Raw genomic sequence first — 18825 nt, 5'->3', positions numbered from 1 at the left:
GAAACGAAGAAGGGCAATGCCGTTTCCCTACAGGTATTACAAAAACGTGCGATCGACCAAAAGCAGATGCGAACCAATCCTTTAACCTACAATACTATTTTTAGAGATGCCATCACCGAGCCTCCCAAAGACTCCCCCAAACCATGCCCAAACCAAAAAAGACCCCCGCCAAAACCTACACTGAAATCAACCTCAGCGATCCTCAATATTACTTCAACCGAGAACAAAGCTGGCTAGAATTCAACAACCGCGTGCTTCACGAAGCTCTCGACCCCCGCACGCCCATCCTAGAAAGGCTCAAATTTCTAGCTATTTTTAGCTCCAACCTAGACGAATATTTTATGGTGCGCGTGGCCGCCCTCAAACAGCAAGTACAAGCAAAAGTCAGCAAATTGACTTCCGACGGCAGCACCCCTCAACAACAGCTAGATGCCCTTAACCAGCGACTTTTGCCAATGGTTTCTCAGCAACACTCTTATTTTGAGCAAACCCTGCGGCCGAAACTAGCAGCAAGCGGCATCTACATTCTTGACTACATTGACCTCAATCAAGAACAGCGGAATTACTTGCATCGCTACTTCAAAGAACAAGTATTTCCCGTACTCACTCCCCTAGCAGTTGACCCCAGCCACCCATTCCCCTACCTTTCCAATCTCAGCCTCAATTTAGCAGTAGTAGTCAGGGACCCCGACACGCGGGAAGAATTATTTGCCCGCGTCAAAGTACCGCAGGTTTTGCCGAGGTTTTTGCCACTACCGGGGGATTTGCAGTGGCAGCAGAGGGGCAAATCTCCGGTTTGGACTGGCGTGCCCCTAGAACAGGTGATTGCCCACAATTTAGAAGCTTTGTTTCCGGGGATGGACATTCAGGAATATCACCCGTTCCGCATTACTCGCAATTCCGATTTGACGGTGGAGGAAGATGAGGCGGAGGATTTGCTGTTGGCAATAGAACAGGAACTCCGCAAGCGCCGGTTTGGAGGTTCTGCGGTGCGAATGGAAATTCAAGCGATTATGCCACCTGCACTGCGAGATATGCTGATGGAAGAGCTGGATCTCGGTGAGCAAGATGTTTACGTCGTAGAGGGGCTGCTAGGCCTCAAGGATTTGATGTCTTTTGTGGGGCTGCCGGTGCCGGAACTGAAAGACCCGCCTTGGACTCCGGTTGTGCCGCCCCGTTTGCGGAACTCGGAATCACCAATGATTTTAGGCAAATTAATGTTGGATGCTGAGGAGGGCGAGGATATTTTCACCGCCATCCGCCAGGGGGATTTGATGCTACACCATCCTTATCACTCGTTTGCGGCGACGGTACAGCGGTTTATTACTGAGGCGGCGCACGATCGCTCTGTGTTAGCGATTAAGATGACTTTATACCGCACTTCGGGAGATTCGCCGATCGTCAGCGCCTTAATTGAAGCAGCAGAAAACGGCAAGCAGGTAGCCGTTTTAGTAGAGCTCAAAGCTAGGTTTGACGAAGAAAATAATATTAATTGGGCTCGCAAGTTAGAACAAGCTGGAGTCCACGTAGTTTACGGTTTGGTGGGGCTCAAAACCCACACCAAAATTGTGATGGTAGTGCGTCGCGAGGACGATTACATCCGCCGCTATGTCCACATCGGCACCGGCAATTACAATCCCAAAACAGCCGGACTCTATACCGATGTGGGTTTGTTGAGTTGTCGCGAGGATTTGGGATCGGATTTGACGGATTTGTTTAATTATTTGACGGGTTATTCGCGGCAGGTATCTTATCGCAAATTGTTGGTGGCACCGGTCAATATGCGCGATCGATTTTTAGCTTTAATTCGCCGCGAGGCAGACTTCTGCCGCTTGCAGGCCGAAGGCGGCACCGGTAGCTGTGGCCGCATTGTCGCTAAAATGAATGCTTTAGTTGACCCTCAAATCATTGTTGCTTTGTACGAAGCTTCCCAAGCGGGAGTGAAAATTGATTTGATTATTCGGGGGATTTGCTGTTTGCGTCCCGGCGTTGAAGGTGTTAGCGAAAATATCAGAGTTATCAGTATTATCGGCCGCTTTTTAGAGCATTCTCGGATGTTTTATTTTTTCAACGGTGGCGACGAAGAGGTGTATATTGGTTCTGCTGACTGGATGCAGCGCAATCTCACCAGACGGGTTGAGGCCATAGTTCAAGTGGAAGACCCGACAATTGCTAAGGAATTGCAAGAAATTTTGGGCGTAATGCTGGCTGACAACCGCCAAGCTTGGGATTTGCAGCCGTCAGGACACTACTCTCAGCGGCGGCCGCCTGCTAATTGCCCGGAGGTGAGCTCTCAGCAAATTTTGATGGATATGGTTTTGAATTAGTTATTAGTCATTAGTCATTAGTCATTAGTCATTAGTTGTCAGTTGTCAAATTTGCAGTTAGCAGTGTAGGTTCTTGTTAGCTATTAAGCTGTACTGCATTTAATTTTGACTTTGGGGGCGGGCAAGATGCCCACCCCACAAGATTTTTACTAACATAATTATCCAAATTAAATGCGCGACAACTAATGACTACTGACTAATGACTACTGACTAATGACTACTGACTACTTAACTGTTAAAAGTACGCTTGAATTCTTCTAAGAGATCATCAATTTCTTCGATCGCCTGACTCACATCTATTCTCAGGGATCCCAAGTCCGATCGATCTAACAGCCGCACGAGGGATTCCCGCTTGACTTCGATCTGTGCTACGCGCTCTTTGAGTGTTTGTGCATCCATGGTTTTTTGCCTTTGCTACTATTAACAAAAATATTTGACATTCCCCCCTGCGAACAGACGGAGATTCTTAATTCACCGACATCCCTTTTTGGGCAAATCCTTCACTGTTTTTATATGGTAAGTGATGAACCTGCTCAGGATTTTTTGGTCTGTGTTATAGTTTGATTGTACATCAAAACCTCAGCCAAACTTCAGCCACATTTTAGCGCAAAAAAGGCGGACGTTTGGTATCTGCGGGTTTATTTTTCATCATTCCAGCTAAAAATCGCTTCAGGGCTTTCTCCCGGTTTTTCATAAAAGCCGCCCAAAATCCCGGTTGATATTCATCCATTGTCTTGGCTAGGGCCCAGACATCGATCGCTAAGATATTATAAAGCCTTTCATCTTCGCGCTTGAGCGAGTTAATCTGCTCCAGAACCGCCTTGTTTGCTCCAGCAGTTTGTTTGTCTTCGTCTTTAATCATGTCCGAAAAATGGTTGAAAGGGCAAGAGTGTCGATCGCGATCGCCACTCTGTATACTTTGATGATACTGCCGATCTCGATTGCCTTCTGGAACCAAAGCCGCGCAATTAACACGGATATTTACCAATGGCGCGCCCGGACGAGTCCGGCTGGATAAGCTTCTGAAGCTAGAGACAAGACTGTGGATGCACACCGCTCCCGCGCTCATCGATGCTAGCAGTTTTTGCAGGTCTTTTGGCAAAAAAACTAAATTTATTCAAGACTTTTTGACAGATAATAATTAAAGTATATTTTTTCTGTCCGACTACTTACCTCACTAATATGTTACGTAAAATTTCTTTAGCAAACCTAGCCTTAGTTGTGGGCGGTATTATAGCAGCAGTCGGTTTCGGAGCCTACTTCACAGACAGACCTACCCTGAACCTAGCCGGTTTTTTTTATGGAATTCCGCTGTTGCTAGGAGGTTTGGCCCTGAAAGCCGCCGAACTCGAACCGGTGGAGTTCACCGAACCTACCTCTGCTGAAGTTCTTCTCCTGCGAGAAAGTCAGGCCACAGATACTCAAAACCAAGTCCGCAAAGATGTCACCCGATTTCGCTACGGCCAACCCGCGCACTTAGATGATGCTTTGGAGCGCTTGGGCTTAGCCCCGACAGACGAGGAACGGCCTCTCCTGCAAGGGTTGCGGGAAGTTGATGTTGATGGTGCTTATGGGTTAATTTTAGAGTTTTATTCGCCACTACTGCCGATCGACTTATGGGAAGAAAAGCAAGACAAAATAGCTACTTTTTTTGGGCCCGGTTTGCGCGCACAAGTGACTCAAAAGGCTGGTGACAAAATTGAATTGGCTCTAATTAAAAATACTCAAGTTTAAAGTATTCTGAAGTTTTGAGTGCAGAAATTTTGAAGTCGCCAATTAATAATTAATCCTGCACCGGCTCAGATACTGATTTTAGCGGCAGCGTGAAACCTGTCGCTATCAACAAAAGCTCAATCCGCAATTGGGCGATCGCCAAAATTGGATTTTCCTTCATTACAATAGTGATCGGCAATCTTACAGCAATTTGCGACCAAATTGCTGTAGATCAAAACTTAAATAAAAATAGGTTTTTTCGCTGCCATGAAAGAAACCGGGTTTCAGGCTTAAGCAAATTCATGTTTTTAGAGAAACTGCAGGCAAGTTAAGGATAAACAGAGTTAATCAGCATTAACAAACAAGCGAGAACGAGTAATAAAACGCTCTCCCTCCGGCCCTTCTAGGGAAAAATCGCTGCCTCCTGGCCCCGATGCCACGTCTATAATTAACTGCGTGTGCTGCCAATATTTGTATTGCTGCGCTGCAATATAAAAGGGACAACCGCCTATTTCGCCCAGCAATACGTCACCATCACCGATTATCAATTCGCCATCGGGAAAGCACATGGGGGAACTACCGTCGCAGCAGCCGCCGGATTGGTGAAACATCAATTGTCCGTGTTGAGTTTTGAGATGGTTGATTAATTTTAAAGCGGCTTCTGTTGCGGTGACTTTGGCAGTTTCCATTGCAGTCTCTTTGTGTAGCAATTTTATTTCGTTTTTGAATGAGATTTTTTTTTATAAACCGCAGAGGGCGCAGAGGGCGCAGAGAAGGAGAGGAAAGAGAGAAAGAAGGAGTTCGCGAATCATTGAAGTTTGTCTTTCTTCTTTCTTTCTTCCCAATGACTAAAATCTTAGAAGAAACCTAATGCTTTCGGGCTGTAGCTGACTAACAAATTCTTGGTTTGCTGGTAGTGATCTAACATCATTTTGTGATTTTCGCGGCCGATACCGGATGATTTGTAGCCGCCGAATGCTGCGTGGGCTGGATATAGGTGATAGCAGTTTGTCCACACGCGGCCTGCTTGAACGGCGCGGCCCATGCGGTAGGCGGTGTTGATGTCGCGAGTCCAAACTCCGGCACCTAAACCGTAGAGGGTATCGTTGGCAATTTCTAATGCTTCGGCTTCGTCTTTGAAGGTGGTTACTGCTAATACTGGGCCGAAGATTTCTTCTTGGAAAATTCGCATTTTGTTGTTTCCTTTGAAGACTGTTGGCTGGAAGTAATAGCCGTCTTGCAAGTCGCCGGATAAGATGTTTCTTTCGCCACCAATGAGGCATTCTGCGCCTTCGGCGTGACCGATTTTGACGTATTCGGCGATTTTTTCCATCTGGTTGATGGAGACTTGCGCGCCGAGGGCGGTTGTCGGATCTAAGGGGTTGTCTTGTTTGATTTGGCGGATGCGATCGATCGCCCTTTCCATGAATCGATCGTAGATTGACTCCTGAATTAAGGCGCGGGAGGGACAGGTGCACACTTCGCCTTGATTAAATGCAAACATGACTAATCCTTCGACTGCTTTGTCGAGGAATTCGTCGTCTTGGGCGCAGATATCTTCAAAGAAAATGTTGGGAGATTTGCCACCTAGTTCTAGGGTGACGGGGATGACGTTTTGGGAGGCGTATTGCATGATTAGCCTGCCGGTGGTGGTTTCCCCGGTGAAGGCGACTTTGGCAATCCGGGGACTGGTGGCGAGGGTTTTGCCGATTTCGGCGCCGGGCCCGTTTATTACGTTGATAACGCCGTCTGGTACTAAGTCGGCGATGATTTCCATCAGTACCAAGATTGAGGCGGGGGTGGGGCCTGCTGGTTTGAGCACGACGCAGTTTCCGGCGGCGAGGGCTGGGGCGAGTTTCCAGGCGGCCATTAATATCGGGAAGTTCCACGGGATGATTTGTCCGATGACGCCTAGGGGTTCGTGGAAGTGGTAGGCGACTGTTGTTCCGTCGAGTTCGCCGATCGACCCTTCTTGAGCTCGGATGCAGCTTGCGAAGTAGCGGAAATGGTCGATCGCCAGCGGTATGTCTGCGAGGCGGGTTTCGCGAATTGGTTTGCCGTTGTCCCAGGTTTCGGCGATGGCGAGGCGATCGAGGTTTTCTTCGATGCGATCGGCTATTTTGTGTAAAACCCGCGCCCTATCGGCTGGGGAAGTCTTACCCCACTTGTCTTTCGCGGCGTGGGCGGCATCCAGTGCCAATTCTACATCCTCGGCGGTCGATCGGGGGATTTGACAAATTGATTTTCCTGTAATTGGAGACAGGTTTTCCGAGTATTTCCCTTTCACCGGTGGCACCCACTTGCCGCCGATAAAGTTGTCGTAGCGAGTTTGAAAAATCGACTGACTGCCGGATTGAACAGGTGCTGCTACTACCATTTTATTACCTGATTAAAATTTGTTTTCGCTGGCAATTGAAATCTCTTGCATATCAACTATCGTCTATTTTCCGCAACTTCGGTCAGTTCATATACAAAATTTTACATTTTTCCAAAATTTTGCAGTCCCTGTAGGGGCGGGTTCACCAACAATCTGAGGCTAAAACAAACCATCTCAAAAACCCGCCTCGACCCTACGGTAAACACTATTATTAATTAACTGTTCCAGTATCGTTTATTTTCGCTCTCTTCGGTCAGTTTATATACGAGGTTTTACATTTTTAAATTATTTCGCAGTCCCTGTAGGGGCGGGTTTACCAACAATATCTGGCTAAAACCAACAATCTCAAAAACCCGCCCCCACCCAACGGTAAACACTATTAATTAACTGTTCAATTCTCGTCTATTTTCGATAAGTTCGGTCAGTTCATATACAAAATTTTACATTTTTAAATTATTTTGCAGTCCCTGTAGGGGCGGGTTCACCAACAATCTCTGGCTAAAACCAACAATCTCAAAAACCCGCCCCCACCCAACGGCAAACACTATTAATTAACTGTGATGCAGCTCTCCTTTGTGCTGCTATAAAAACATCCGCTAGCTGATAGTAATTTTTGACGAATGGCGGGTGGTGCCAACCAAAAATGGAGCCAAAATGGGGGCTGTAAGGTATTTGGTAATTCCCATATCGTTATCAGCAACCTCAATATAAATCTCCTGAGCATCGACCACTTTAGTGCCAATCCAAATCACCGACTTAAATTTGAGTGATTGCAACTATTACAACTTTTGATCCGACTCTTATAAAACATCGCGTAATTAAGGCTATTCATAAAAGTTTCATTTATCAGAGATGTTGCACCATTCTCAATAAGCTTTTATGAACAGGCTTTCCGGCCTGTTCCACAAGAAAATTCACTCTTTGTGGAACAGGCCGGAAAGCCTGTTCTTGAGAAGGGTGCTGTGAGATTAATCCAAGCTGCCTACCGCTCAATCTGTGGCAAATAGCCGAATTATTTCCTCACCTTGATGCCTAGCCGTCCGTCACAAATAATCACGTTTTTTAAATTTGCACCCCAAAACTCAAACCATCGCAGCGTTTTATTGCTAAAATTGAAAAAAATAGTAAATAAGTGCATTCATCATTATCAATGTGACGATTTTGCATAATATTTATTAGCACCATCAGCAATAAGGGTTAAAACACTCAATGTCTGCTCAAGGGTTTTATCGTCGTTCACTCCCCGATTCTGCTATTGCCTTTTCCTCCGTAGAGGGAAAGCAAATATTTCGAGAAGCCTTGGCATTGGGAGGTATGGAAGGGTATTTTGCTCTAGCGGAACAGTTTCACACTCAAGCAGAACCCGCTTTTTGTGGATTGGGTAGTTTAGTTGTTGTTCTTAATGCCTTATCCATCGATCCGGGTCGCATTTGGAAAGGGGTGTGGAGATGGTATGGAGAGGAATTTTTAGACTGTTGCTTACCTCTTTGGGTCATTAAAGAAAACGGTATCACCTTTGATGAGTTTGTCTGTATAGCACGTTGCAACGGTGCTGTTGTAAAACCTAACCGTTACCACCAAAGCAGCTTGGAAAACTTTCGGCAAGCTGTTGAGGAGGTGACTGCGGCATCAGGTGATATTCATCTAGTTGTTTCCTACAGCCGAAAGGTATTGGGACAAACCGGTGATGGTCACTTCTCACCAATTGGTGGCTATCATCCACAGCGGGATCTAGTTCTTCTGCTGGATGTTGCCCGTTTCAAATATCCACCTCACTGGGTTTCTCTGCCTTTGTTATGGCAAGCATTTGAACCTCTCGATTCCGTCACTAATCAATGTCGAGGTTATATTTCCTTGCAGAAGAGTGAAAGGTTGCCAGAAACCTTTTTTCATGTTGCTTGTGATTTACATCAGTGGGGTAGTGTTGCTACTTACTTTGCAGAAATACTCCCCGACATTGTGAGAAAAGAGCAACCTGATTCAATTGCTTCATTTGTCAGTACCCTTCTGCACCATTGGCCTGTTGAATTCACAACTATGCTGCATACCTCGTCAGAAACGGCAGAGACACTTGAGAAATTACGGGCAGCTATTCAGTTAAATTCACTGTTTGATATTGTTCACCAATGCTTGTCAAGCGATGACTGGGATGCAATGTCTGTTGTAGGGAAGTGGCCGCAACAGCCATTCGTAGCAGAGATAATAACAGCAATATTACTGTCGTGCCCCGAAACGCTCTATGCAACTCTCAAACCCGAGTTACGACTGTGGTTTAGTGAGGTTCGCCACCTTGAGAAACTACTCCCTCCCTTGGATGTAGAGATATCTAGATTGAGAGAACAAATGTCAGCACTCCAGGAGTTTTACATTTTATATTCAAAGGCACATCAGTGTAATATCCCTAGTGCGGGCTTGGGAAACTGGGAATGAAAACTGGCTGCGCTGCGCCCTCCAAGACAAAATTCACCAGCCTTACCGCCAATCTCTGATTCAGGGATATGAAGCAGTGCAACAAGCTGCCCTGAATGCAGGGGCCTATGGAATGGTAATTAGCGGTGCCGGGCCAACACTTTTAGCTTTAATGGATGTTACTAATGCTGATGCGGTTGAGAAAGCGATGGCTGCTGCTTGGATGGAATTTGGGGTAAAGGCTGATGTAAGGGCGATCGGGCTTGACACTCAAGGCGCGCCAATCTGCAGTTAGAGAACGCCACAGAATGATTGATCCTATAATAGTCAAAATATAATTTCAGTGTGCAGCCTATCTTATGTCTCTAAAATCTATCATGAAACTGACCGAACACGCCAAATCTCTTTACATCGAAACAGCTAAAAAACTCAAGGGGACAGACAGACGACAATTCATGGCATCGGTAGTCAAAGATTTAGGAATAGGTGGACAAACGTTAGTAGAACGGGAGTTAGGATGGAATAGACGGACCATCCGTAAAGGGATGAAAGAATTGAAAAGTGGTGAGCCAATTGTCGATGGTTTCAAGCGCAGTGGACGAAAGCGGGTTGAAACAAAATTACCCAACTTATTGAAAGATATTACATCGTTAGTAGACCCACACAGTCAAACTGATCCTAGCTTTAAGAGTACACGATTATATACGCGCATGACTGCCAATGAAGTCCGTCGTCAATTAATTAAACAATTTGGTTATAGTGATGAAGAACTACCGAGCGCCGAAACAATTAGAAGAAGATTGAATGATTTGGGTTATACCTTAAAACGAGTTTTGAAAACTAAACCAGTCAAAAAAATCCCCGAGACATCAGCCATTTTTGAACAACTTGAACAAGTCAATACAGCAGCCGATAATAACCCTAATACTCTCCGAATTTCCATTGATGCCAAAGCTTCCGTCAAGATTGGAGAATTTGATAGAGGTGGTAAAAATCGGACGCCAACTATTGCAGTTGACCACGATTTTTCGACTCAATCAAGTGTGATTCCCTATGGTATTTTTCTGCCTGAGTACAATGAGTTATTTTTATTCTTCGTTACTTCTAAGTTGACGGCTGATTGTATAGTTGACTTACTTGAAAGTTGGTGGCAAACTGTTAAACACCGTTTTAATCACATTCAAAAATTGGTCATCAATCAGGATAATGGACCGGAAAATCATTCTCGTCGTACTCAGTTTATGAAACGAATTTTAGATTTTTCCCAACAATCTCAACTGACGTTACAATTAGCTTATTATCCGCCCTATCATAGTAAATATAACCCAATAGAACGTTGTTTTGGTTGGTTAGAAAAGCATTGGAATGGTAGTTTACTTGACACTGTTGAGACTGTTATAAATTTCGCCAAAACTCTCACATTTAAGGATAAAAATCCAGTGGTGACATTGGTAGAAACAATTTACTCCACAGGAGTTAAAGTTTCGGAGTTAGCTATGGCAGAAATTGAAACCCAGATTCATCGTCTCCCCAATCTTCACAAATGGTTTGTAGAAATTTTCGCTAAACCCACATAGCTATTGGATCATTCTTTTTGTGGAGGTCTCTTAGTTGAGTTAGCTTGAAAAAAAATCGGTTTTTCCGTAATTGTGGTCATAACGCAACGTCATAATCTAGCTGAATCAAGGTTTTAAGCCTTCATTGTTCCAAAACCTTGTATTGCTTGCTACTTTTTACACCAAGCATCCGGGAGAGGCGAAATAGAATAATGTGTAAATAACATTAAGAATATATAGTGAGTTCTGAATTTGCGACATCTGCTAATTTTGGCTTGCTCCCAGCGTAAACGTTTGGATACTGAGTCGCTGCCTGCTATTGAGCGCTATGATGGCCCAACATTCCGTTTGCTGCGTCGTTTTCTGCGGAAACAACCATCAGCACCGTTAGAGATATATATTTTGTCAGCTAAGTTTGGCTTGATACCGAGTGACTATCTGATTCCAAATTATGACCAACGAATGACAAAAATGCGATCGCGTCAATTGCAGGCAGAGGTCATAGCCAAATTTGAGGATATCCTTAGCGCAAAGTCATACCAAAAACTTTGCATTTGTCTGGGTCGAGATTATTTGCTGGCACTGGATAAATACGATATGCTAATTAAATCAGGATTAGCTGTGCGAATTGCTACAGGCTCCTTGGGTAAAAAGCTGGCAACCTTGCATGATTGGCTGTACGGAAAGCCCCCGGAACTAGCTAGCAGACAGGCGATCGACTTGCAAGGAAAAGCTTGCCTCAAGGGAATTGAGGTGGTAATGACAGCAGCAGAAGTGCTTGATGTAGCGCGTCAGGCGTTGGTGGAAGGTAAGGGCAACCCTGCTAGCTATCAGTCATGGTACGTGCTAGTGGGCGATCGGCGGGTATCTCCGAAGTGGGTGGTGAGTCTGTTGACAGGATTACCTGTCAGCGCTTTTCATTCCAGTGCGGCTAGGCGAATGCTCCAACAACTGGGGATAGCAGTCTATGCAGAATAGTTGCGTCATCATTAAATGTATATTTTGGAGTTAAAAAATGAGTAGGAAACCTTCATCAATTGGCACAGTTATTTCTGATAATGAAACTCCAAGCTTTGAAACTGTACGCATTAAATTAAAAGCTAAACAAGATGTAAAACCAGGAACCCTTGTGCGGATTCCCGTGTCCAGAAGTGAAAAAACCATCCTAATTGGTCGAATTCAAAGCGGTTACGAGAACAACCCATATCAAAGTGCAGTTAATGTTAATATCAGCGATCATGTAGGTGGGCGACAAGTTCACCCAAAAGAAGAATATAGCACAGATATCTTTCGGGTTGTTGAAGCTGAATTAATAGAGGAAATTACTCCTACAGAAATCAGAGCGCCACAAAATCTGCCCAACGCAGGCGCGGATGTCTTTATCGCTGATAGTGATGAAACCGTCCGTGTTTTGGGTATGGAGACAGAGCCATCTGAAGGTTTGTACATTGGTGAAACAGTAAGTGGTACAAAAACAAAAATTATTCTCAAACGTGAGGCTATTCAGCGTCACTTTTTTATAGGTGGAACTACAGGGAGTGGTAAAAGTTATGCAATGGGTGTAATAGCAGAAGAACTGATTAAACATAAGCTCCCTATTATTTTTATTGATACACAAGACGAATATTCACAACTTGTAACTAAGTTAGATGGAACTGTAAAACGCCCAGGTCATGACTTTACTATTCGCATTTCCTCGTTAAGTGAAAGTGAACTTTTGGATCTTCTTCCGGCAGCGACAACCGAGTTACAGAAAGACATTGCCAGTCGTGCATTTAGTGAGTTGCAAATAGAACTTGTTGCTGACAATATTGCTAAATTTTCTATAGATGACTTACTAGAACGAATGAAGATTATTGGACCTCAGCTAACTAATAACACGCCAAGTGTGAACATGGCAATTAGTCGTGTAGGCTCTCTCAAGCGAAACCCTATTTTTGGAAATGGTATTAATAGGGCTGATTGGCGTAAACTAATGGTGCCTTGCTTAGCAATTGATTGTAAGCGTTTAACATCTTCTCAACTTCAACCTATTGCAACTGCTGTACTTCGAGAGCTCCAAAACCTGCGACTTCACAATCATATTCCACCTTATGTGGCGGTTGTTGATGAGGCTCACTTGTTTGTACCACAAGGTGAGGGTAGCTCTTGCAAACAAATAATACGAGAAGGTGTACGAATCGGAAGACATCACGGCATCTGTATGGTATTAATGACACAAAGCCCTATTGATATTGATAGAAGTATTATCCGTCAGTGTAATACAAGACTGGTGTTTGCGTTAGAACCAGATCAACTTGATGCCATTCGGGGCGTAAAGTCAGATGCCTCTGAAGAAATGTTACGCGCCCTACCTAAGATGCCACGCGGTACTTGTTTGCTTTCAGGTACTTATGAAAGTGTTAAGCATACGATTCCAGTAAGAATTAGGGAGCGCGAAACGAAAGATTCAGAAGGAGGAAAAACACCGAATGTTTTTCAAGATATGCAAGAGAAATGGATACCAGTAATTGAAGAATTGAAATTATAAGGAATAGAATTTATGCCTAGAAAGCGTCAATCCAAATCCAACAATACCGAAGCTAGCCAATATCAGCAGTTGGAACTAAATCTTGAGTGGGATTCAATCATTAATTCGGATTCACATAAAATTCTAACTCGTGAGCAGGTTATCAATAATAGCTACGATCCTGTAGAAATAACGGCTGAATATGTTAGAAAAATAGTTGCTTCGCAGAAAGCCTGGAAAAGTACGCTTAAAAAAGCACGGGAAAAACTACTGACAACAAACGCTAAGCAACTCTACTTAGATTTCTTACTGGATATTAAACATCAAATAGAGGAAAATTCACCCAAATCACCGAGATTAGCTCGTTTATTAAAACAGGTAGCTATTCGGGGATTGGGAATGACAAAGGAACAAGTAAAAATATATGATCCCCCTAAAGGAAGTGGTCAATGGAGAGTTGATATCAATACTAAATTAGTAGAGCAACATTTAGAAAGCCATATAGTAGGAGAAAATTTTCTTAATCTGATTACTGCTGACAATACAGACTGGAAACGTAACCTAATTATCGCCTCTTCTGATGTCAGTCAACATCGTAGTTCAGTTCCTACTCGTGCCCGTTTTTTCACGCGAACTGTTCCTTTTGTGCTGAACAATGCTGTTGGTGCTATTTTGAGGGTAAAAAATGGAAAAGCAGAATTTGATCTGCCCAGATTTAATCCTCAACCCGACCAAGAATTAATTAGGTGGATGCTAATTGATCCATCTTATGAAGATGAATTAGAACCCGAAGACTATCAACGATGTACTGCTTCTGCTATGGATGTTGGTCAATATAAATTCGATCATCAATACTTGTTAAATGCGGATAAAGATCGCCCTGACATAATTCTTAGAGATGGTAGTTTGTTTCCACAAGATGCCTACTTAGATAACTTCTTAATAGACAACAGACGAGGTGAGTTTACTCGTGAAGCTATCCGAGAACTTTTGAACTGTCTTCACTGCGCTAGAGCTTACAAAACAATTTACTGTGGTGTGTCAAAAAATGTCCAACTAAAAGTATATAGTGCTATTTTAGACTGGTATATTACCAAGGAAATAGATCCCGATTGGGAAACAGGTAATTATACTCTTAATGATGGTCAGATGATGACATTATTATTGGGGGGTTATAGGTTTAAAAAGGATTTAACAGAAACCATTGCTACTTGTTTAATTCGTCGTTCTTTTACGACAAGAGCAGCTTTGAATGAAAAAGCTAATCTTCAGGCTCTGGATTCCTATTTTAATCGCTATGAAAAAATACATGATTTTAACATTAGTCCCTATCGTGAGTTGTGTAATATTTTTCATGTGTATATGTTTTTTATGGGGCATTCCAAAAGTCCCAGTCAACTTTTACCTCGCTATGAATTTTTCCACGATGCTTCTCTAGGTTCAGCAACAAGCGTAGCACAAAAAATTCTTACTGCTATACACTATTCAGGCGTATTCGCTGACAATGAACATTCATTTTCTATGTCTCCAGACGAAGAAGCCATTATTTATCTGATCCCAAGAGTTACTATGCAAGCTCACCGCGAATCAAAAAATATTGGTGAATATTTAACTCAACACACTAAACAGTTACTTATGTCTCGATATAAAACTTTTCTGTCAGAAATTGTATAAGGAATATCAACTGTGAAAATCGTCGCCGGCATTAGTTTAAAGGGAATAAAACCGCGTGTATGGGATAGCACCTCAGAGTATTACCTTCCCCAGCTACACGCGGTAATGATTTCCTACGCCGATTTTCACAAAATGCCTAAACGCAGGCGTGAGGCAATGGAAAAGGGACTGCACGAATCTCTGGGTATTCCTACTCAGGTTCAAATTTATCTTGATAACGGTGCTTTTTACTTTATAAAACGTGATGGTGAAACGCCAAGAAAAGAGTATGAAGAGTTTGTAGAAAAAGCTAAACCAGACTGGTATCCAATTCCTCAAGACTTTATTCCTACTCCCAAAATGACATTTAAGGAGCAGAAACAATGTTTTAAGCGCACAATGGAAATGAATCTGGCTTATAAAGACCATCCATCATACATTCCTGTTATTCACATTAGCGAATTGCTTGAAGATTATGTAAATGAAATCAAAGCACATAAGGAATTCTTAGCAAAACCATATATTGCTTTGGGTGGCATTGTACCAAATTTACTACGCGCTCCTAAAGCAATACCTTATCAGAAAATTCTATCTAGCATTCAACATATACGCGAAGAATTTAAAAATACAAAACTTCATGTTTTTGGCATTGGTGGCACAGCAACTATACATTTAGCCGCTTTATTGAGCATTAACTCAGTAGACTCAAGCGGTTGGCGCAGTCGGGCGGCGCGGGGGATGATACAATTGCCTGGAACCGGAGAGCGAATTGTGGCTCCTTTAGGTAACTGGAGGGGTCGTCAAGTCAGTCAAGAAGAAGAAAAAAAACTAGAGGAGTGTCTATGTCCAGCTTGTCGTCAGTATAAATTAAATGGACTTAAAATAAGTGGTATGGAAGGTTTTTGTAATCGAGCTACTCATAACTTGTGGATACTACTGGAAGAGGCTCGACTGATTGAAGAACATTTATATAATAGTGGAGATTATAAGGAGTGGTACAAGGGACACTTAGATAACACCATTTATCGTCCACTGATTGCTAAAATAGTTGAAAATAATCAAAAATAAAGCTAAGCGAGCTGAGATTAATAACTTTTGTTGGTTTTCTGCTATACAGCAAACCTAAATCCCGAACCCAACACTTTCTTTTCTCGCTCTGCGCCAAGAGCGTCCTCTGCGGTAAATCAAAAATTTAGTGATTTTGGATACAATTCCCGGCTCAACAGTCGATCGAACTCCTCAATTTTCGATGCGGATCTAAAATTCACCTAAAGTTCGACGCCCTTTGGCAAAACCCTTCCTAAGATAGAAGTTGGGGGACGATCGGTCACATAGCCGATTCAGGGGCAAGTGTCAAGGACTCCATCGAACCCAAATCCAGAGCCGCAAGACAGGGAGGACATCAAAATCATGGTAAACGCGCCGACAGGGGAAACCCGCTTGGGCCCGATCGATCAGGTGCAATCCTTAGACCGCGATTGCACAACCCTATCTCGTCACGTACTCCAGCAACTTCACAGCTTTAGTGCAGATGCTCAGGATCTCAGCGCTCTGATGAATCGCATCGGACTAGCTGCCAAGCTGATCGCAAGGCGGCTCAGCAGAGCCGGGTTAATGGAAGATGCTTTAGGGTTTACAGGGGCTACGAACGTGCAGGGAGAATCCGTCAAAAAGATGGATATCTATGCCAATGAAGTGTTTATCTCGGTATTCCAGCAAAGCGGACTTGTCTGCCGCTTGGCTTCGGAGGAAATGGAAAAACCCTATTACATTCCCGAAAATTGTCCGATCGGACGTTACAGTCTGCTCTACGACCCCATAGACGGTTCTTCCAATCTTGACATCAATCTCAATGTCGGCTCCATATTCAGCATCCGCAAGCAAGAGGGGGACGATGAAGATGGTTCTGCTTCCGACTTGCTGCAACATGGACACAAACAAATTGCCGCTGGCTATGTACTCTACGGCCCCAGTACCATGCTGGTTTATTCGATCGGTCAGGGTGTTCATTCCTTTACCCTCGATCCCAGTTTGGGCGAGTTTATTCTAGCTAACGAAAACATTAAGGTTCCCGATCGCGGCCCGATTTACAGCGTTAATGAAGGCAACTTCTGGCAGTGGGAGGAATCTTTGAGAGACTACATTCGCTACGTACACCGCAGCGAAGGCTACAGCGCCCGGTACGGTGGGGCTTTGGTGGGAGATTTCCACCGGATTTTATTCCAGGGAGGCGTGTTTTTGTACCCCGGAACGGTGAAAAACCCCGAGGGCAAATTGCGTTTGCTCTACGAATCGGCTCCTTTGGCGTTTTTGATGGAGCAAGCCGGCGGGCGCGCCAGTACGGGAGTTCAAGACATTTTAGACGTTGTGCCGACCAAACTGCATGAGCGATCGCCCTTGATTGTCGGCAGTAAAGAAAATGTAGCAATGGTGGAGTCTTTTATTCAAGATCGATCGCGCAATCCTAGAACAGTCCAAAAGTGAAGGAAGTTCGGCAACGAGCAATGTACGGGATGTAACGGATGTAACGGATGTAACGGATGTCAGGAAGAAGGAAGAGGGTTTTAACTTATAACTTTCGACTCCCAATTACCAATTCCCCATTGCCAATTTTCAATTACCACTTTTCAATTTTCAATTTCCAATTTCCAAGTCCCAATTAACAGCTATCAAATTGTAGGAGTTACAGTAATGACAGCAACACCAACGAATCACCTGTTAGAAATCAAAGAAATTGGCCAAAGTATCTGGATGGACAATTTGACTCGCGATCTGATCGAGTCCGGCGAACTCAAACAGATGATTGAAAGTCGGGGACTGCGCGGGATTACATCTAATCCGGCTATTTTTGAGAAAGCGATCGCGGGTAATGTGATTTACGACGCGGATATCGAAGCGGGCATCCGGGCGGGTAAATCTGTAATGGAGATTTACGAATCTCTGGTATTTGAAGATATCCGCAACGCTTGCGACATCTTCGCCCCAGTTTACGCAGAGTCGAAGGGTTTGGACGGCTACATTAGCATTGAAGTGCCACCGACGATCGCCAACGACACAGAAAGCACGATTAGCGAAGCCCTGCGCTATTACAAAGCCCTTGGCAAAGAAAACGTGATGATTAAGATTCCGGGAACCGCTGAAGGTTTGCCCGCAGTCGAGCGAGTCATCAGCGAAGGGATTAACGTTAACGTGACTTTGCTGTTCTCGGTTGACAGCTACGTCGAAACTTTCTGGGCTTACATTCGCGGTTTGGAAGCGCGGGTGGCTAAAGGTTTGGATGTGAGCAATATTGCTTCTGTTGCCAGTTTCTTCTTGAGCCGGATCGACATCAATGTCGATGGCAAGATTGATGAGAAACTCAAAAATGTCACGGATATTTCCACCAAAGCCAAACTGGAAGCGGTGAAAGGGAAAGTGGCGATCGCCAATGCGAAGGTAGCTTACCAGAAGTATAAAGAGATCGTAGCGAGCGATCGCTGGCAAGCATTAGCGGCCAAGGGAGCGAAAGTACAGCGCTTGCTGTGGGCTTCCACCAGCACCAAAAACCCCAACTACAGCGATGTCATGTACGTCGATGAACTAATCGGCCCGGACACGGTTAACACTTTGCCGCCGAACACCGTTGAAGCTTGTTTCGATCACTGCGATGTCGCACCCCGGATTGAGAACAACGTTGCAGAAGCTTACACGCTGATCGAAAGTCTCAAAGATCCCGACATTGACATCAACTTGGATCAAGTGATGGCAGACTTGCTCTTGGACGGGATTGATAAATTCGTCACCCCGTTCCAATCCCTGATGGATTCCTTGCAAGAGAAAGTGCAGAAGTTGTCACCCGTCGCCTAGACAGATATCTGTATCCTTAAAGGCAGAAGCATTTAGGAGTCGGAATAGATAATTGTTTTGGCTCTTGAGTGCTGAGTTTTGAATCTCAAACCGGGAAAATTTGAGACCAATTGGTCTCAAAAATCCGACAGAGGAAAATCAAATCCCGATTACTTTGGCTCTTGGCGCTGAGTTTTGAATCTCAAACCGGGAAAATTTGAGACCAATTGGTCTCAAAAATCCGACAGAGGAAAATCAAATCCCGATTACTTTGGCTCTTGGCGCTGAGTTTTGAATCTCAAACCGGGAAAATTTGAGACCAATTGGTCTCAAAAATCCGACAGAGGAAAATCAAATCCCGATTACTTTGGCTCTTGGCGCTGAGTTTTGAATCTCAAACCGGGAAAATTTGAGACCAATTGGTCTCAAAAATCCGACAGAGGAAAATCAAATCCC

16 protein-coding genes are annotated in these 18825 nt (G+C 44.1%); 11 read left to right on the top strand and 5 right to left on the bottom strand.

The window, feature by feature from the left end; genetic code table 11:
- Window positions 1-143 precede the first annotated feature (143 nt).
- A complete protein-coding gene (gene ppk1, locus QUB51_RS18855) occupies window positions 144-2327 on the top strand; it encodes a polyphosphate kinase 1 (protein WP_333055725.1) in 2184 nt (727 codons plus the stop codon).
- Window positions 2328-2555: 228 nt separating this feature from the next.
- Here the strand turns inward: ppk1 and QUB51_RS18850 are convergent, their stop codons facing one another.
- Both QUB51_RS18850 and QUB51_RS18845 read right to left on the bottom strand, forming a co-directional pair.
- Window positions 2556-2726 (bottom strand): hypothetical protein, encoded by a 171-nt coding sequence (locus QUB51_RS18850; protein WP_333055726.1) that lies wholly within the window; start codon window positions 2724-2726, stop codon window positions 2556-2558.
- A 202-nt stretch (window positions 2727-2928) separates the two neighbouring features.
- The gene (locus QUB51_RS18845; protein ID WP_333055727.1) at window positions 2929-3429 is read right to left on the bottom strand and encodes a hypothetical protein; all 501 of its coding nucleotides are present in this window, start codon (window positions 3427-3429) and stop codon (window positions 2929-2931) included.
- Window positions 3430-3509: 80 nt separating this feature from the next.
- Here QUB51_RS18845 and QUB51_RS18840 point away from each other — a divergent pair, with 80 nt between their 5' ends.
- Window positions 3510-4061, top strand: a complete 552-nt coding sequence (locus tag QUB51_RS18840; protein ID WP_333055728.1) for a DUF2854 domain-containing protein — start codon at window positions 3510-3512, stop codon at window positions 4059-4061.
- A gap of 323 nt (window positions 4062-4384) precedes the next feature.
- On the opposite strand, the gene QUB51_RS18835 is transcribed toward QUB51_RS18840, so the two are convergent.
- The 3 genes from QUB51_RS18835 to QUB51_RS18825 form a co-directional block, all read right to left on the bottom strand.
- Window positions 4385-4729 carry a DUF779 domain-containing protein gene (locus tag QUB51_RS18835; protein ID WP_333055729.1) on the bottom strand — a complete coding sequence of 115 codons (345 nt, stop codon included), beginning with the start codon at window positions 4727-4729 and terminating at the stop codon, window positions 4385-4387.
- A 167-nt stretch (window positions 4730-4896) separates the two neighbouring features.
- Window positions 4897-6417, bottom strand: coding sequence for an acetaldehyde dehydrogenase ExaC (gene exaC, locus QUB51_RS18830; RefSeq protein ID WP_333055730.1), 1521 nt, complete (start codon window positions 6415-6417; stop codon window positions 4897-4899).
- Between the two features lie 596 nt (window positions 6418-7013).
- Window positions 7014-7193: a hypothetical protein gene (locus QUB51_RS18825; protein ID WP_333207688.1), complete on the bottom strand. Its 180-nt coding sequence runs from the start codon at window positions 7191-7193 to the stop codon at window positions 7014-7016.
- A gap of 433 nt (window positions 7194-7626) precedes the next feature.
- On the opposite strand from QUB51_RS18825, the gene QUB51_RS18820 reads away from it, so the two are divergent.
- From QUB51_RS18820 to tal, 9 genes are all read left to right on the top strand, one after another.
- The gene (locus tag QUB51_RS18820) at window positions 7627-8847 is read left to right on the top strand and encodes a phytochelatin synthase family protein (RefSeq protein ID WP_333259919.1); all 1221 of its coding nucleotides are present in this window, start codon (window positions 7627-7629) and stop codon (window positions 8845-8847) included.
- Window positions 8822-9121, top strand: a complete 300-nt coding sequence (locus tag QUB51_RS18815; protein WP_333259917.1) for a hypothetical protein — start codon at window positions 8822-8824, stop codon at window positions 9119-9121. Before QUB51_RS18820 ends, QUB51_RS18815 begins: the two co-directional genes overlap by 26 nt.
- 82 nt (window positions 9122-9203) lie before the next feature.
- The gene (locus tag QUB51_RS18810) at window positions 9204-10403 is read left to right on the top strand and encodes an ISAzo13 family transposase (RefSeq protein ID WP_333251557.1); all 1200 of its coding nucleotides are present in this window, start codon (window positions 9204-9206) and stop codon (window positions 10401-10403) included.
- A 231-nt stretch (window positions 10404-10634) separates the two neighbouring features.
- Window positions 10635-11360 (top strand): DUF6884 domain-containing protein, encoded by a 726-nt coding sequence (locus QUB51_RS18805; RefSeq protein WP_333259914.1) that lies wholly within the window; start codon window positions 10635-10637, stop codon window positions 11358-11360.
- A gap of 37 nt (window positions 11361-11397) precedes the next feature.
- Window positions 11398-12912, top strand: a complete 1515-nt coding sequence (locus QUB51_RS18800) for an ATP-binding protein (RefSeq protein ID WP_333259911.1) — start codon at window positions 11398-11400, stop codon at window positions 12910-12912.
- Window positions 12913-12924: 12 nt separating this feature from the next.
- Complete coding sequence (locus QUB51_RS18795) at window positions 12925-14565, top strand: hypothetical protein (RefSeq protein ID WP_333259908.1); 1641 nt, start codon at window positions 12925-12927, stop codon at window positions 14563-14565.
- A gap of 12 nt (window positions 14566-14577) precedes the next feature.
- Window positions 14578-15612: a hypothetical protein gene (locus tag QUB51_RS18790; RefSeq protein WP_333259906.1), complete on the top strand. Its 1035-nt coding sequence runs from the start codon at window positions 14578-14580 to the stop codon at window positions 15610-15612.
- Window positions 15613-15954: 342 nt separating this feature from the next.
- On the top strand, window positions 15955-17028 hold the full coding sequence (gene fbp, locus QUB51_RS18785) for a class 1 fructose-bisphosphatase (protein WP_333055738.1): 1074 nt from the start codon (window positions 15955-15957) through the stop codon (window positions 17026-17028).
- Window positions 17029-17235: 207 nt separating this feature from the next.
- Window positions 17236-18390 (top strand): transaldolase, encoded by a 1155-nt coding sequence (tal, locus tag QUB51_RS18780; RefSeq protein ID WP_333207695.1) that lies wholly within the window; start codon window positions 17236-17238, stop codon window positions 18388-18390.
- Window positions 18391-18825: the final 435 nt, after the last annotated feature.

This window comes from Microcoleus sp. AT8-A3, assembly GCF_036705675.1.
Lineage (GTDB): Bacteria > Cyanobacteriota > Cyanobacteriia > Cyanobacteriales > Microcoleaceae > Microcoleus.
Note: the sequence above shows the minus strand (reverse complement) of the source record. Positions and strands in the feature narration are given on the sequence as shown.